Source organism: Nocardia sp. CNS-044, assembly GCF_059570515.1.
Genome location: NZ_JCANSX010000006.1, coordinates 207609 through 226067, shown reverse-complemented (window position 1 = coordinate 226067; position 18459 = coordinate 207609). Strand labels below are relative to the sequence as shown.

The window sequence follows — 18459 nt, the reverse complement described above, 5'->3', positions numbered from 1 at the left end:
CGACCACGCCACCTACGGCGTTGTGCTCGTCCCGAGTGCCGCGCTCATGGAGATGCTGCTGGTCGCGGGGCCGCGGATCGGATGCGGCGCCGTGGAGGAGCTCATCCTCGAGGCGCCGATCCTCCCGCCTGCGGACGGCGAGGTCGAACTCCAGGTACTGGTGCGGGAACCGGATTCCACGGGACGTAGATCGTTCACGTTCCACTACCGCCTCACCGGCGATCGAGCCGACAGTGAGTGGACGCGCAACGCCAGCGGCGTGCTGAGCAGCCGGCAGCTGATCGACATCGGACTGATGGAAATGCTGCGAAACACGCCGTGGCCGCCGGTCGACGCCGAACCGGTGGATACCGACTGGATTCCGGCCCAGGTGGCGCGTGCCGCCGGACTGGAATACGGTGCCTCGTTCATCGGCGTCGACGCCGCGTGGCGCAGCGGTGACACGGTTTTCTCCGAGGTCAGCCTGAACGAGGAGTTCCCGGCCGAACGGTTCCAGCTGCATCCGGCGCTGTTCGACATGGTGATGCATGCGGGAATCGCCTGTTTGATCTGGCCCGACCACAAGGGCGATCCCGCCGAGGGCAAACTCCTGTTCCGTTGGGGCGCAACGCGGATCCACAGCACGTCCACCGTCCGGACGTTGCGGGTGATGGCCATCCAGCGCAGCGGTGAGGCGATCGCTGTCGTGGCCGTCGACCAGGACGGAACTCCGGTGGTCACCATCGAGGAAGCGGTCATGCGCTCCTACGACGTCCAGCAGTTCCGCGCCACGCTCCCGGGCGGACGCGCGGCACGGTACGGGTTGCGCTGGGCGCCCGTGGAGATACCCGACGGGCACATCCCGACCGGCAGCGCGGCCGTGCTCGGAGCCGCGCACGTGGACGGAATCGACCAGCGGTATCCGGATCTGACCGCGCTCGCTTCGGCTTCGATCGTTCCGGACGTCGTGGTGTGGTCCGAAGCCGCCGCACCGCACAGTGAGTCGCGGCCATCCGCGCGCGGCCGAGTCAAGGCTGCCTTGCGCACGGTGCGAGACTGGTTGGCCGACGAGCGATTCGCACGATCGCGGCTGATTGTGCTGACCAGCCGTGCGGCAGCACCGCCCGATGAGACGCCGGACGCCGCGTCGGCCGCGGTCTGGGGGCTGATACGGAGCGCTCAGACCGAATACCCGGAGCGGATCGTGCTGCTCGATGCCGACGAATCCGGCGGTGCACAGCCAATTTCGGCCGACCTCGTCCGAGTCGTGCTCGGGACCGGCGAGCCGCAGGTGGCGGTGCGGGGCGACCACGTGCTCATACCGCGACTGGAGGCGCTGACCTCGGGAGATGTCACACAGCAAGTGTCGTTCGGGTCCGGGACCGTTCTGATCACCGGCGGAACCGGGGGATTGGGCGCGCTGCTGGCCCGGCACCTGGTCACCACGCACGGCGTGCGGCGGCTGTTGCTGGTCTCGCGCCGTGGCGAGCAGGCCGACGGTGCGACGGAACTCGCGGCGGAACTCTCCCGATCCGGTGCCGAGGTGCGGATCGCCGCCTGCGATGTCACCGACCGCGACGCGCTTCGCGAGCTGCTGGTCGGCCTGCCCGCGGAGCACCCGCTCACCGGTGTCGTGCACACCGCCGGCGTGCTCGACGACGGCACGTTCCACACGCTCACCGGTGACCAGGTCGATCGAGTGTTCGCTCCCAAGGCCGACGCGGCGTGGCATCTGCACGAGCTCACCCGGGACCTGAATCTGTCGGCGTTCGTGATGTTCTCCTCGATCGCCGGAACGATCGGTTCGGCCGGGCAAGCGAATTACGCTGCCGCGAACAGCTTCCTGGACGCTCTGGCGCGGCAACGCCGGGCCGCGGGACTACCGGCACTCGCACTCGCCTGGGGGCCGTGGCAGCAGGACATCGGCATGACCGGCGCGCTGGACCGCGCGGCCATGAACCGGTTGGAGCGACTGGGCCTGGCTCCGCTGGAGCGCACCGACGGCCTGCGATTGTTCGATGAATCGCTGACCACGGCCGAACCGGTGCCTGCGCTGTTGCAGCTGGATACCGACAAACTGCGCATGGAAGCGCATGCCGGCCCGATTCCGGCGGTGCTGCGCGGGTTCGTTCGCACACGCGGCCGGTCGGCCCAGACATCGAGGGGTGAACTGTCGCTCGGGGAGCGTCTGCACGGTGTGGCGGAGGCGAAGCGACGTGGGTTCGTCCTGGATCTGGTGCGGGAACACGTGGCGGCGGTGCTCGGTTACGGGTCGGCCGACGACATCGGACCCGATCGCGGCTTCAGCGAACTCGGCTTCGATTCTCTCGGCGGCGTCGAGTTCCGCAACCGGCTCTCGAAGACGACGGGTCTGTCGCTGCCCTCGACCTTGGTCTTCGACTATCCGACCGCGGGAGATGTCACCGACTACCTACTGGCGCAGACCGTGGCGACAGCGCCCGCGCAACCGGCACCAGCCGTGCCCGACGACATCGCGCGACTCGAGGCCCTGCTCGAGCGGATCATCGCCGACGGTGGCGACAACGACGAGACCGTCGCGGGATTGCGGGGTGTCAACGAACGTCTGCGCACCTATCTGACCGGCAGGTCGCCGGACGGCGCGTACGACGATCTCGATTTCCATTCCGACAGTGAGCTTTTCGACCTGATCGACGAGGAGTTTGGCCCAGCATGAGCAGCCCCGCCGCCAGTAACGAGGAACGGCTGAGCCGGTATCTGAGGAAGCTCACCGGAGACCTGCGCGCCGCCAAGAAACACATCCAGAATCTGGAAGAACGGGCCGGCGAACCGATCGCGATCGTCGGCATGAGCTGTCGGTATCCGGGCGGTGTCGAAACTCCGGCACAGTTGTGGGATCTGGTCGCTTCCGGAACCGACGCTGTCGGTCCTTTCCCCGCCGACCGAGGCTGGGACCTAGAGCGCCTCTTCGACACCGATCCGGATACGCCGGGGACCATCTACACCCGCGAAGGCGGATTTCTCAACGCGGCAGGGGATTTCGACGCCGCCTTCTTCGGAATCGGTCCGCGCGCGGCCGAGGCGATGGATCCGCAGCAGCGCCTGTTCCTGGAAGCGGCGTGGGAGGCATTGGAGGACGCCGGTATCGATCCGATGACGCTGCGCGGCAGCGACACCGGAGTCTTCGCCGGTGTGATCCACCAGGATTACGGTCCCCGCGTGGGTTCGCCCGGCCTGACCGCTGAGACGGAAGGGCATGCCTACCTGGGCGTTTCGGCCAGCGTGCTGTCCGGGCGCGTCGCCTTCACCTTCGGGTTCAAAGGCCCGACGCTCTCGGTGGACACGGCGTGCTCGTCGTCGCTGGTCGCCCTGCACCTGGCGTGTCAGGCGCTGCGCCAGGGCGAGACCTCTCTCGCCCTGGTGGGCGGTGTCACCGTGATGTCCGACCCCACGCTGCTCATCGCCTTCGCCCGGCAGGGTGCGCTGTCCCCGGACGCGCGGTGCAAGGCCTTCGCGGCAGCGGCGAACGGGACCGGATTCTCCGAGGGCCTCGGCATGCTCGCGATCGAGCGGTTGTCGGATGCACGCCGTCACGGCCACCGAGTTCTCGCGGTCATCCGCGGCAGCGCGGTCAACCAGGACGGCGCCAGCAGCCATCTGACCGCACCGAACGGTCCGTCGCAGGAGAAGGTGATCGCGCAGGCCCTCGCCAGTGCCGGTCTCACGCCCGCCGACGTCGATGTGGTGGAAGCGCACGGCACCGGTACCACCCTCGGCGACCCGATCGAGGCGCAGGCGCTGATCGCCGCCTACGGACGCGATCGCGCCGGCGAGCCGCTGCGGATCGGCTCGCTCAAGTCGAACATCGGCCACACCTCCGCCGCGGCCGGTGTGGGCGGCGTGATCAAGATGGTGCAGGCGCTCCGACACGAAATGTTGCCCGCGACACTGCATGTCGATGCTCCGACACCGCATGTGGACTGGTCGGCGGGATCGGTGCGGCTGCTCACCACGGCAGAACCCTGGCCTGCGGGCGAGCGGGTTCGTCGCGCCGGTGTGTCCTCCTTCGGCGCCAGCGGTACCAACGCTCACCTCATTCTGGAAGAGGCGCCCGTCCTGGCGGAGGCTCCCGCCGAACCGGCGGACGACACCGCCTATCGTGGTGCGATGGCGGTGGCCGCCGCTGTCCACCCATGGCTGCTCTCGGCGAAAACCGAGGACGCCTTGCGCGCACAGGCGGCGAAACTGCGGCACTGGGTGATCGAAAACCCCGACCTGACAACCGAAGACATCGGCTATTCGCTGCTGTCGACCCGCGCCCGGCTCGACTGGCGGGCCACGGTGGTCGCCGACGACCGCGAAACGATGCTCGCCGGATTGGCAGCACTCGCCGAACACGGCTCGGCGAGCACCGCCGACGGCGTGACGGCCGGTCATGCGGTGACGCGCAAGGCAGCCTTTCTCTGCACCGGACAGGGTGCGCAGCGGGCCGGAATGGGACGTGAGCTGTACGAGGCGTTCCCGGTATTCGCCGCCGCGTTGGACGAGCTGTGCGAGCAGTTCGATCCACTGCTGGGCGGTTCGCTGAAGCAGGTGATGTTCACCGATCAGCCGGCCGAGGGCAGCGCTGCCGATGCCGGCGTTCTGGATCGGACCGAGTTCACCCAACCCGCGTTGTTCGCATACGAAGTCGCGCTGAGCCGACTCCTGAACTCGTTCGGTGTGACACCGGATGTCCTGGTGGGACATTCGATCGGTGAGCTGGCCGCCGCGTACATCGCCGGTATGTGGTCGCTGCCGGACGCGTGCCGGCTGGTCGCGGCGCGTGGCCGCCTCATGGGTCAGTTGCCCGAAGGAGGGGCGATGCTCGCCATCGCGGCGAGCGAGCACGAGGTATCCGAGGCGCTCGCCGAGCACGACGATCATGTGTCCATCGCCGCGGTGAATTCACCCGCGTCCGTGGTGGTCTCCGGTGACGAAGACGCCGTGACGGCACTCGAACAGCGTTTTGCCGATCGCGGGCGAAAGACCTCGCGGCTGCGGGTATCGCACGCGTTCCATTCGCACCGGATGGAACCGATGCTGGCCGAGTTCGCCGCTGTCGCAAAGGGTGTGAGGTACCGCCGCCCGCAGATTCCACTGGTCTCGAATATCTCCGGCCGGATCGCGGGCGATGAAGTGCTCGAACCGGCCTACTGGGTCCAGCAAGTCCGGGCGAGCGTTCAGTTCGCCCGGGGCATCGACACCCTGGTCGCCTCAGGTGTGCGCCGATTCCTGGAAATCGGTCCGGACGCGGTGCTGACGGCGATGACCCGTCAGTGTCTGCCGGACGAGATCGAATCGCAGTCGTCGGTAATCGCCGGAGCACGTCGCGGGCGCGCCGAGGTCGAGCAGTTCGTGAACTGCCTGGCGCACGCACACGTGGTCGGTATCGACGTCGACTGGAGCGTGTTCTTCGCCGGTCGCCCGGTCTCGCGAGTGCCGTTGCCCACCTACGCTTTCGAGCGCCGGCGATTCTGGCTCGAACCCTCGCTCGGTGCCGCCGGTGTCGAATCGGTGGGTCTGGGCGCGATGGGGCATCCGCTGCTGGGCGCGGTCGTGTCGGAAGCGAAGTCCGGCGACGTCCTGCTGACCGGACGGTTGTCGGTGGCGACGCAGCCGTGGCTGGCCGACCACGTGGTCGCCGGATCGATCGTGCTGCCGGGGACCGGCTTCGTCGAGCTGGCCTTGCGCGCTGGCGCCGAAGCCGGATACCCGGTGGTCGACGACCTGACGCTGCAGGCGCCGCTGCTGCTGCCCGCCTCGGGCGGTGTGCGGATCCAGGTTGTCGTCGGCGGGCCAGGACCGGAGTTCGCGCAGCGGCCGATCTCGATCTACTCGCGCAGTGAGCAGGACCCGGACGGTCAGTGGGTCCTGAACGCGCGGGGGCAGCTGACCACCCTGGACGACCCGGCCGCGCCCGCATCGGAGACATGGCCGCCGGCCGCGGCGACCGATCTCGATGTCGCGTCCGCGTACACGGTCCTGTCGGAACGAGGCTACGAATACGGTCCGGCGTTCCAAAGTGTGCGGGCGTTGTGGCGACGTGGCGCCGAGGTGTTCGCCGAGATCGCCGTCGACGCCGAGAGTGGTGCGCGCGCCGAAGGATTCGGAATTCACCCAGCACTGCTGGACGGTGCACTACAGGCCGGACTGCTGGCTGGCGTCCTCGAGGGTTCGGCAGGACAGCAGGATTCACCGTTCACGGTGGCCGCCGGGCAAGTCGTGCTGCCCTTCTCGTGGGAGTCGGTCGCGCTGTACGCGGCCGAGGCATCGGTGCTGCGCGTTCGGTTGACCACCACCGGATCGTCGGTGTCGCTGTGGGCCGCGGACGAGCAGGGGCAGCCCGTGTTGTCCGGATCGGTGACGCCCCGGCCGATGCGACTGGATCAGCTCGCCACGGGTGCGAGCGGCGCGGCCGATCCGGTGCTGGAAGTGGTGTGGTCGACGGTCGAATCTGGTTCGCCTGCAATGGATTCTGACTCCATACCGTGGGATCGGCTGGATCCGGATGCGACGGTGCCTCCGGTCGTGGTGCTCGAGGCCGGGTCCGGTTGGAGCGAGGCCCTCGGCACCGACGTGGTGACCGCTACCCATGCCGAGGTCGCACGCGTCCTCGAGGTGGTACAGGCGTGGCTGTCCGAGGACCGGTTCGCCGCGAGCACCCTGCTGGTCGCCACCCGCGGTGCGGTCGCACTGGCCGACGAGGACCTCACCGATCTCTCCGGTGCCGCGGTGTGGGGCTTGGTGCGGACCGCGCAAACCGAGGATCCGGGACGAATCATCCTGGTGGACACCGACACCGGCGTCGACCAGTCCGTCGCGGCCACCGTCGTGGCCGTCGGCGAACCCCAGGTCGTCCTGCGTGACGGCATCACCCACACCGCGCGGCTCACGCGGCCCGCGCCCGCCGCGTCCGCATCGGTCGCCCCCGACGCCTTCGGTGCGGGTACGGTGCTCATCACCGGCGGCACAGGTGGTTTGGGCGCGGTGGTGGCCCGGCACGTGGTGGCCGAGCACGGCGTACGGTCGTTGCTGCTGGTGAGTCGCCGTGGTCCTCGGGTCGAGGGCGTCGCGACGTTGTGCGCGGAGCTGGAGGAGCTGGGCGCGCAGGTGCGGGTGGCGGCGTGTGATGTCACCGCCGCCGACGCGGTGGCCGGGCTGCTGGCCGACATCCCCGAGCAGTGGCCGTTGACCGGTGTGATCCATGCCGCGGGTGTGCTCGACGACGGGGTCATCGCATCGTTGACCGCGGAGCGGGTGGATGCGGTGCTGGCGCCGAAGGTGGATGCCGCATGGCATCTGCACCAGGCGACCGCGGATCTGGATCTTGCCACGTTCGTGGTGTTCTCGTCGATATCCGGCACCGTGGGCGGTCCCGGACAGGGCAACTACGCGGCCGCGAACGCCTTCCTGGACGGGCTGGTCGCCCACCGGCGAGCCCGCGGGCTGGCCGGTCAGTCGCTGGCTTGGGGTCCGTGGGCGCGCTCGGGTGGTATGGCCGGGCAGTTGGGTGAGGCCGACCTGGCTCGGATGAGCCGGGCCGGGTTCACCGCGATCCCGGACGAGCCGGCGTTGGCCGGTTGGGACGCGGTGCTCGAACGCGGCATGGCGCACGCGGTGATCGCCACGGTCGACACCGCCACCATCCGCGCTCAGGCCGAGGCCGGTCTGCTGCCCCCGCTGCTGCGCGCACTGGCGCCGGCGGTACGGCGGTCCACGGCGCCCGCTACGGCGGGCTCGACTCTGCGGCAACGGCTTTCGGGGCTGGACGCCGGTCGGCAGCGGCAGGCGGTGCTCGATACCGTCCGCACGCACATCGCTGCCGTTCTCGGTCACGACAGTGTGTCCGCGATCGATCCCGATCGAACCTTCCAGGATCTGGGTTTCGATTCCCTAGGTGCGGTCGAGCTGCGTAACCGGCTCAAGACGGCCACCGGCCTGTCGCTGGCGGCCGCGGTCGTCTTCGATTACCCCACCCCGCAGGCGCTGGCCGCACACCTGACCGACGAGCTCACCGGCACCGGGCACAGCGTGTCGGTCACCGCCGCGAAAGCCTTCGACGGCGAACCGATCGCGATCGTCGGCATGGCGTGTCGGTACCCCGGCGGGGTCCGATCGCCCGAGGAGCTGTGGCAGCTGGTCGTGACCGGGACCGACGCGACGTCGGAGTTCCCGGTGAATCGCGGCTGGGATACCGAGCGGCTGTACGACCCGACCGGGGAGACCCCGCACACCACGTACACGCGGTCGGGCGGATTCCTGCATACCGCAGGAGAATTCGATCCGGCGTTCTTCAATATCAGCCCGAACGAGGCCGCGCTGATGGATCCGCAGCAGTTCCTGCTGTTGGAGACCTCGTGGGAGGCATTCGAGCGTGCCGGTGTCGATCCGGCGCAGCTGCGCGGCAGCGCGACCGGTGTCTTCGCCGGCATGATGTACCACGACTATCCGGTCAACTCGAACTCGGGATCCATTGCATCCGGACGTATCTCGTATGTCTTCGGTCTGGAGGGGCCGTCGGTCACGGTGGACACGGCCTGTTCGTCGTCGCTGGTGACCATGCATTTGGCGGCGCAGTCGCTGCGGTCGGGTGAGTGCGATCTGGCGTTGGCCGGTGGTGTCACCGTCATGGCCACTCCGGAGACCTTCGTGGAGTTCAGTCGGCAGCGAGGGCTTTCGCCGGACGGCCGGTGTAAATCGTTCTCCGACAGCGCCGATGGTGTCGCCTGGGCCGAGGGCGCGGGTGTGCTGGTGCTCGAGCGGTTGTCCGATGCCCAACGCAACGGTCATCAGGTGCTCGCGGTGATCGCCGGTTCGGCGGTGAATCAGGATGGCGCGTCGAATGGTTTGACCGCGCCGAATGGCCCCTCGCAGCGGCGAGTCATTCGTCAGGCCTTGGCCAATGCCGGGGTGTCGCCGCTCGACGTCGACGTGGTGGAGGCGCACGGCACGGGTACGACCTTGGGTGATCCGATCGAGGCGCAGGCGCTGCTCGCCACGTATGGCCAGGAGCGCCCTGCGGATCGGCCGCTGTGGTTGGGGTCGTTGAAGTCCAACATCGGTCATGCTCAGGCGGCGGCTGGTGTGGGTGGTGTGATCAAGATGGTGATGGCGATGCGGCACGGACTGCTGCCGCAGACCCTGCACGTGGATCAGCCGTCCACGAAGATCGATTGGTCCGAGGGATATGTCCGGCTGCTGACCGAACCGGTGGCCTGGCCTGAGGTGGATCGGCCGCGTCGCGCGGGGGTGTCCTCGTTCGGTATCAGCGGCACCAACGCGCATCTCGTTCTCGAGCAGGCTCCGGTATCGGCGGTCGAGTCGGTCCCGGAGATCCGGACCGTCCCGGCCGTGCCGTGGATGCTGTCGGCGCGCAGCGGCGAGGCTCTGGCCGCTCAGGCGGCGCGGCTAGCGTCGCATGTGGTCGACCATGATCCGATCGACGTCGGTTTCTCGCTGGCGTCGACGCGCAGTGTGTTCGAGCATCGAGCCGTCGTGGTGGCCGAGGACCGTGCGGAGGTGCTCGCGGGCGTGCGGGCGCTGGCCGCCGGTGCGCCTGCATCCGGGGTGGTGTCCGGTCGTGTGGTGCCGGGTTCGACGGGTGTGGTGTTCTCGGGTCAGGGTGCGCAGTGGGCCGGTATGGCGGCCGGGCTGCGGGCCGTCTATCCGGTGTTCGCCGAGCACTTCGATGCGGTTGTGGCCGAGTTGGATCCGATGCTGGGGCAGCCTGTTTCGCTGGTGACGGCGTTGGCGGACGGTGAGCTGGTCGATCGGACGGTGTTCGCGCAGGCGGGGTTGTTCGCGTTCGAGGTGGCGTTGTTCCGGCTGCTCGAATCGTGGGGTGTTCGCGCGGATGTGGTGGCTGGTCACTCGATTGGTGAGGTCACTGCCGCGCATGTGGCTGGTGTGTTGTCGCTGGCGGACGCGTGTGTGTTGGTGGCGGCGCGTGGCCGGTTGATGCAGGTGTTGCCTGCTGGTGGGGCGATGGTGGCGGTGGGTGCGTCCGAGGCCGATGTGCGGCCGTTGCTGGTCGATGGGGTGTCGGTCGCGGCGGTGAATGGTCCGTCGTCGGTGGTGTTGTCCGGCATCGAAGACAGTGTGGTCGCGGTCGTCGCGAAGTGCACTGAGCGTGGTTGGCGGACGCATCGTTTGCGGGTTTCGCATGCTTTCCATTCGGCGTTGATGGAGCCGATGTTGGCCGAGTTCGCTTCGGCGATCGAGGGTTTGGTGTTCACCCAGCCCACCATCCCGTTGGTGTCGACGGTGACCGGCGCCCGGGTCGTCGATGAGATGTCGGATCCGGCGTATTGGGTGGGTCAGGTTCGGGATGCGGTCCGGTTCGCCGATGCCGTTGTCATGATGGCGGAGCTGGGTGTGTCCCGGTTCGCCGAGGTCGGGCCGGACGCGGTGTTGACCCCGATGGTCGCCCAGACTCTCGGCGACGCCACGGCGGTCGCGGTGACCAGACGCGACCACGCGGACGCGGTGACCGTGATCAGTGCGCTGGCCGGGTTGTTCGTGGCCGGCGCCGAGGTGGACTTGGCGAGCGTGTACGCCGGTTCCGGAGCGCGGCGAATCGACCTGCCCACCTACGCCTTCCAGCGCGAACGGTTTTGGCTGGATGCCAAGCAGATGCTGGCCCAGTCGTGGCTCGGCGGCGAACTGGGTGGCGTCACCGCGGTCGGGCTGGACGCGGCGGCGCATCCGCTGCTGGGTGCCGTTGTGCCGCACGCGGATTCGGGAGCGGTGAGCTTCACCGGCCGGTGGTCGCTGGATTCGGTGGAATGGCTGGCGGACCACAGCGTGCTTGGCACCGTGTTGCTTCCGGGCACCGGATTCGTCGAACTGGCCGGTCACGTCGGTGGACTGCTGGGTTGCGAGATGGTCGACGAGCTCGTTCTGCATACTCCGTTGACCCTGACGGCCGAGGGCGATGTCGCCGTGCAGGTCGTGGTGGCCGCTCCGGACGAGGCCGGACGGCGCCGACTGAGCGTGCACTCGCGCCAGACGGCCGCGGGTCCGTGGGTGCTCCATGCCGAAGGCGTGCTCGTCCCCGGCACGGGGACGGCCGACTTCGACCTCGTCGCGTGGCCACCGGCCGGCGCGCAACCACTGGACGTCGACGGCGCATACGACGAGCTGCTCGATGTCGGATACGGCTACGGCCCCTACTTCCAGGGGCTGCGGGCCGCGTGGCAGCGCGGTGACGAGGTGTTCGCCGAGGTCGCGCTGCCGGACCCGAAGGACGCCAAGGGTTTCGGGATCCACCCCGCACTGTTCGACGCGGCGCTGCACGCCGCGATCGTCCACGGTCTGCGTGGCGGCATCGAGGGTTTCCCGGCGCTCCCGTTCAGCTGGAACCGCGTGGTACTGCACGCGGCGGGCGCTGCCGCGGTGCGGGTGCGGATCGTGCTGGAGAGCGACCGGTTCACGGTGCAGATGGCCGATGAGCAGGGGCGACCCGTGCTCTCGGTGGGCGCGTTGATCTCGCGGCCGGTGTCGGCCGATCGCCTGAGCGCAGCCGGGGTATCGGATGCCCTCTTCGGCGTCGAGTGGGTCGCTGCCGCGCCGTCCACGGCGAGCGTCGAGCCGGATCGAGTGGTGGTACTCGGCGGACGCGACCGTGATCTCGCGGCATTGATCGCCGATCTGGACGCGAACCCCGACTTGGTGGTGCCCGATCTCGTGCTGCTCGAGTGCCCCACTCACGAGGGTGCGCCGCCGGAGGCGGCACGTCGGGTCGCGATGGACGTGCTCGGCACCGTGCAGCGTTGGCTGGCCGACAGTCGTTTCGCTGGTTCGCGTTTGGTGGTGCTGACCAGGCATGCGGTGTCGGTTACCGATGCGGAGCAGGTGGAACTGGGACAGGCGCCGGTGTGGGGTCTGTTGCGTGCCGCGCAAGCGGAACATCCAGGCCGATTCCAGCTGCTCGACCTGGAGGCCGACGGTGATTCGCTCGCCGCGGCGGCCGCCGTCGGGACGGAGCCGGAGGCCGCATTGCGGGGTATGAACGCGTACGTGCCGCGGCTGCGGCGGCATGCGCCCGGCGCGACTGTTCTGCTCTCCGAGCCGGGTACGGTGCTGGTGACCGGTGGTACCGGTGGTCTCGGTGCGGTGATCGCCCGGCATCTGGTGGTCGAACATGGTGTGCGCCAGTTGCTTCTGACGTCTCGGCGTGGGCTGGATGCTCCCGGGGCGGCCGAGCTGCGGGAGGAGCTGACCGAGCTCGGTGCGCAGGTGACCATCGCCGCGTGTGATGTGTCGGATCGGTCTGCGCTGGCCGCGTTGCTGGACGGTATTTCGGTTGAGCATCCCTTGGTGGGCGTCGTGCACGCGGCGGGGACCTCGGACAACGGTCTCGTCGAGTCGATCACGGCCGAGCGGGTCGATTATGTGTTCGGTCCCAAGGTCGATGCGGCGTGGCATCTGCACGAGCTGACGCGTGATGCCTCGCTGTCGTTGTTCGTCTTGGTGTCCTCGGCGGGCGGGTTGGTGCTGGCCGCCGGTCAAGCGAATTACGCAGCGGCGAATGTCTTCCTGGATGCGCTAGCGGCACACCGCCGGAGTCTTGGGTTGCCCGCGACGGCGGTGGATTACGGGTTGTGGGCGCGGTCGTCGGGGCTCGGTGTCGAGCTGTCCGAAGACGACTTCGATCGGATGCGCCGCCAGGGCTTCCCGCCGCTGACCGAGGCCGAGGGTCTGGCGCTGTTCGATGCCGCGATCGCGACCGATGCCGCGCAACTGGTGGCGCTGCGGGTCGATCCGGCGGTGCTCCGGACGCGGGGCGAGCAGATCCCCGCTCTGGTCCGCTCATTGGCACCGACACCGGTCCGCCGCCAGACCAGGACCGCTGCGGGCCAGGCCTTAGCGCTCGAGCTGGCCGGTTTGCCGGACGCGGACCGTGCGCGCGCTGTGCTCGATCTGGTCCGATCGGTGGCCGCCGCCACTCTGGGGCATGCGTCGGTGGACGCTGTCGAGCCGCAGCAGGCTTTCCAGCAGCTCGGCTTCGATTCGTTGAGCGCCGTAGAGTTTCGCAACAAGCTGAATGCCGCGACGGGTCTGCAACTGCCCGCGACGCTGGTCTTCGACTACCCGAACGCACAGATCGTCGCCGAGTACATCGGTTCGCAGCTCACGGGCACCGCGGCGGTCGAAAAGCCGGTGATCGGCCGGGTGCGCACGGGCGACGACCCGATCGCGGTGGTGGCGATGAGCTGCCGCTACCCCGGTGGCGTCGCCTCGCCCGAAGACCTCTGGGACCTGGTCACTTCCGGCACCGACACGAGGGGCGAGATGCCAACGGATCGTGGCTGGGATATCGAAGGCATCTACGATCCCGAGCCTGGCAAGGCGGGCAAGACCTATACCCGGCAGGGTGGATTCCTATATTCCGCAGCCGATTTCGACGCGGACTTCTTCGGGATCAGTCCCAACGAAGCCACGATGATGGATCCGCAGCAGCGATTGCTGCTGGAGATCTCGTGGGAGGCGCTGGAGCGGGCCGGTGTGGATCCGGCGGTGCTGCGCGGCAGTTCGACCGGTGTCTTCACCGGCCTGATGTACCACGACTACGCCCAGCGCACCGGCACCGGCAGCGGCGCGGCGGGCAGCTTGGTTTCGGGCCGGGTGTCCTACGTGTTCGGTCTGGAAGGACCGTCGGTCACCGTGGACACCGCGTGCTCGTCCTCGCTGGTCGCCCTGCATCTCGCCGCGCAGTCGCTGCGGTCCGGTGAGTGCGATCTGGCACTGGCCGGTGGCGTGGCGGTGATGGGAACACCGGACATGTTCCTCGAGTTCGGCAGGCAGCGGGGCTTGTCGCCGGACGGTCGGTGTAAATCGTTCTCCGACAGCGCAGATGGCGTCGGCTGGTCCGAGGGCGCCGGTGTGCTGGTGTTGGAGCGGTTGTCCGATGCCCGTCGCAACGGTCACGAAGTGCTCGCGGTGATCGCTGGTTCGGCGGTGAATCAGGATGGCGCGTCGAATGGTTTCTCCGCCCCGAACGGTCCGTCGCAGCGGCGGGTGATCCGGCAGGCGTTGGCCAACGCCGGTGTATCGCCGGTCGAGGTCGACGTGGTGGAGGCGCACGGCACCGGCACGACATTGGGTGATCCGATCGAAGCGCAGGCGCTGATTGCCACGTATGGCCAGGAGCGCCCTGCGGATCGGCCGTTGTGGTTGGGGTCGTTGAAGTCCAACATCGGTCATGCCCAAGCGGCGGCGGGCGTCGGTGGCGTGATCAAGATGGTCATGGCGATGCGCCACGGCATGCTGCCGAAGACGCTGCACGTAGATCGGCCGAGCACCAACGTGGATTGGTCCGAGGGGCATGTCCGGTTGTTGACCGAACCGGTGGCGTGGCCGGAGGTGGATCGGCCGCGTCGCGCGGGTGTCTCCTCGTTCGGTATCAGCGGCACGAATGCCCACCTGATCGTGGAGCAGGCCCCGGTGACCGCGCCCGTGGTGGCTCCGGCTCCGGAGCCGGCCTCGGCACCGGCCGCACGGCCGTGGGTGATCTCTGCCCGTAGCGCCGAGGCTCTCGCCGCTCAGGCTGCCCGCCTGGCATCGCGGGTGGGCGAACACGATCCGGTCGACGTCGGGTTCTCCCTGGCGTCCACCCGTGCGGTGTTCGAGCACCGTGCGGTCGTCGTGGCCGACGACCGTGACGGTCTGCTCGCGGGCGTCCGGGCGCTGGCCGCCGGTACGCAGGCACCCGGTGTGGTCACCGGTCGTGCCGCGGCGGGGTCGACAGGTTTCGTCTTCTCGGGTCAGGGTGCGCAGTGGGCCGGTATGGCTGACGGGCTGCGGGCCGCCTATCCGGTGTTCGCCGAACACTTCGATGCGATCGTCGCCGAGCTGGATCCGCTGCTGGAACAGTCGGTCCGGCTGGATGTGGCATTGGCGAGCGGTGAGCTTGTCGATCGGACGGTGTTCGCGCAGGCGGGGTTGTTCGCGTTCGAGGTGGCGTTGTTCCGGCTGCTCGAATCATGGGGCGTGCGTGCGGATGTGGTGGCTGGTCATTCGATCGGTGAGGTCGCTGCCGCGCATGTGGCCGGTGTGATGTCGCTGGCGGATGCCTGTGTCTTGGTGGCGGCGCGTGGCCGGTTGATGCAAGCGCTGCCGACGGGTGGTGCGATGGTGGCTGTCGGTGCTTCGGAGGTCGATGTGCTGGCGTTGTTGGTCGATGTCGATGGGGTGTCGGTCGCCGCGTTGAATGGTCATTCGTCGGTGGTACTTTCCGGTGTCGAGGACGCGGTCCTGGCTGTTGTCGATAGGTGTATCGAACGTGGTTGGCGTACGCATCGTTTGCGGGTGTCGCATGCTTTCCATTCGGCTCTGATGGAGCCGATGTTGTCCGCATTCGCCACGGCGATAGAGGGATTGGCGTTCGCTCGGCCGGCCATGGCGTTGGTGTCTACGGTGACCGGCGCCCGTGTCACCGACGAGATGTCGGACCCGTCGTACTGGGTCGGCCAGGTCCGCGACACGGTGCGCTTCGCCGACGCGGTCCGCACGGCGAGCGATATGGGTGTGTCCCGGTTCGCCGAGGTCGGGCCCGATGCGGTGCTGACCCCGATGATCGCCCAGACTCTCGACACCGCGACCGCCATCGCTCTGACCAAACGCAACGACGACCCCACGACCCTGCTGACGGGCCTGGCCGCGTTGTTCGTGGCCGGTACCGAGATCGATTGGGCTGGTTTCTATGCGGGTAGCGGTGGTCGGCGAGTGGACTTGCCCACGTACGCCTTCCAGCGGCGCCGCTATTGGGTCGCGGAAGGTTTCGCCGGTGGCGGTGACGCTCGAGCGATGGGTCTGGCGGCGACCGGACATCCCCTGGTTTCGGCGGTGATATCGCAACCGGACACCGACGCGGTAACCCTCACTGGCCGCCTGTCGGTGCAGACACACCCGTGGCTGGTCGACCACAGGGTGCTGGACACCGTGTTGTTCCCCGGCACAGGTCTCGTCGAACTCACCTTGCACGCCGCGGAACTGGTCGGCTGCTCGACCCTGGACGAGCTGGTCCTACATGCCCCGCTGGTGTTGACTGAGTCCGACGGTGTCGCGCTGCGCATCGTGGTCGGCGACCAGGACCCGATGGGCCGTCGGGCTGTGCGGATCTTCTCCTGTCCTGACGATGTCGCTTTCGCTTCGTCGTCGTGGACGTTGAACGCTGAAGGTGTCCTCGCGCAAGGCGAGACGTTGGCCGATTTCGACCTCGCCTCGTGGCCGCCGGTCGGCGCGCAGCCGTTGCCCATCGACGGCGCCTACGACGAGCTGCTCGATGTCGGGTACGGGTACGGCCCGTTCTTCCAGGGTCTGCGGGCGGCGTGGCAGCGTGGCGATGAGTTGTTCGCCGAAGTCGCCCTGCCGGACTCGCGGGATGCCGAGGGCTTCGGGATCCATCCCGCGCTGTTCGACTCCGCCTTGCACACGCTACTCATTGCCGAGCCCAAGGCTGCGGCGGGCAGGCTCGCGCTGCCGTTCGAGTGGTCCGGCGTCACCGTGTATGCGGCTGGGGCCAACGCGCTGCGCGTTCGGCTCATCCGCGTCGGTGAGCACGGCGCCGCGCTCGATCTGGCGGATCAGTCGGGTGCTCCGGTCGCCACGGTGCGGAATCTGGCTTCCAGGCCCACCGATCCCGCACAGCTCACGGCAGGCGCGTCCACCGTCGGCAATGCGTTGTTCCAGGTCGATTGGACACCGATCACCGTGTCCGAGGTCCAGATCAGCGCAGTACCGTGGGCGGATCTCGGTGACGAGATCCCAGCGGTGGCGGTGCTGGACTGCCACGCGGGCAACGATCCCGCCGCCGTCCGAACCGCGACACACGAGGCGCTGGGGGCTATCCAGTCCTGGATAGCCGATCAGCGATTCGGCGAATCGGTGCTGGTCGTTCGGACCGGTGGAGCGGTATCGACTGCCGGAGAAGACATCACGAACCTGGCCGGCGCCGCTGTGGGTGGTCTCGTTCGTTCCGCGCAGGCGGAAAGTCCCGGCCGGATCGTGTTCATCGACACGGATTCCGACATCGACGGGCTGCTCGGCGGGATTCTGGCCGCGGGGGAGCCGAACGTCGCCGTGCGCGCTGGGCAAGTACATGCCGCGCGGTTGGTCCGAATTGGTTCCGCCGCAGTGCGTTCGGTGCCGGCTCCGTCCTTCGATCCAGATGACACCGTGCTGATCACCGGTGCGGGCGGTCTTCTCGGTCGGTTGTTCGCCCGGCACCTGGTCGCCACCCAGGGTGTCCGTCACCTGCTGCTGCTCAGCCGCCGCGGTGAATCCGCTCCAGGTGCCGCCGAGTTGCGGGCGGAACTGGAGGGTTCGGGGGCCGAGGTCGAGTTCGTCGCTTGCGATGTCGCCGATCGCCATGCGCTCGCCGAAGCACTTGCCAAAGTGCGTACGGACCAACCGCTTTCTGGTGTGTTCCACATGGCTGGTGTCATCGACGACGGCGCCATCGGTTCTCTCACCCCGGACCGGATGGACACGGTGTTGGGGCCAAAGGCCGATGCCGCCCTGCACCTGCACGAGCTGACCCGCGAGCTTCCGCTGAAGGCGTTCGTGTTGTTCAGCTCGGCGGCGGGTGCGTTCGGTAACGCAGGACAGGGAAACTACGCGGCTGCCAACGCCTGTTTGGACGCGCTCGCGGCGCATCGCAGGGCGTCGGGCAGCCGCGGGCAATCCCTTGCCTGGGGTCTGTGGGACGGCGGTATGGCTGGGGAACTCAGTGATATCGACCGCCACCGCATGTCTCGCTCGGGCATGCTGCCCCTGTCCGAAGAGCAAGGCCTCGCGCTCTTCGACGCCGCGGCGCAGATCGACACACCGGCCCCGATTCTCGCCCGCTTGGACCTGAACGCCATGCGCAGCGCGGGATTCGCGCCCGCCCTGTTGGCAGGTCTCAGCTCGCATCGCAGGAAGGCAGCCGCGAGTGCGGCCTCGGATCTGCGCGCTCGTCTGGCCGAGACTCCGGACAGCGAACGTCTCGGTGTGCTCGTCGAGATCGTTCGCGGTCAGGTGGCGGCGGTGCTGGGCCATCGGAATGCGAATGCGATTCTGGCGGACAGGGCTTTCACCGAATTGGGCTTCGATTCGGTCACTGCTGTCGAATTCCGCAACGCCCTCGAGTCCGCGACAGGTCTGCGGATGGCCGCGACTCTGGTGTTCGACTATCCGTCACCGGAGGCTTTGGCCAAATATCTGGCAGACGAGTTCACCGACCACCGTGACTCCGGCCGGTCGGCGGATTTGTCGGAAAACGACATTCGCAGGGCCCTGCAAACGATCCCCGTCGCCCGTCTCCGCGACGCGGGCCTGCTGGACGCACTCATGCGGCTCGCACATGGACAGGGAAGTCACAGCGAGATCGAGCAGAGCGGCACGGACGAATCGATCGACGAGCTCGATATCGATGACTTGATCGACATGGCTTACAACAACTCATCAGAGGACTGA

Annotated in this window: 2 protein-coding genes (1 of these 2 cut by a window edge); both read left to right on the top strand. The window is 68.2% G+C overall.

All coding sequences use genetic code 11. The features are described from left to right. Positions 1-2674 carry the end of a type I polyketide synthase gene (locus tag T333_RS09725; RefSeq protein WP_496424269.1) on the top strand. 11123 nt of this gene lie to the left of the window's left edge, so only the last 2674 of its 13797 coding nucleotides appear in the window; the start codon falls outside the window, past its left edge; its stop codon occupies positions 2672-2674. Continuing rightward, on the top strand, positions 2671-18459 hold the full coding sequence (locus T333_RS09720; RefSeq protein WP_496424268.1) for an SDR family NAD(P)-dependent oxidoreductase: 15789 nt from the start codon (positions 2671-2673) through the stop codon (positions 18457-18459). Before T333_RS09725 ends, T333_RS09720 begins: the two co-directional genes overlap by 4 nt.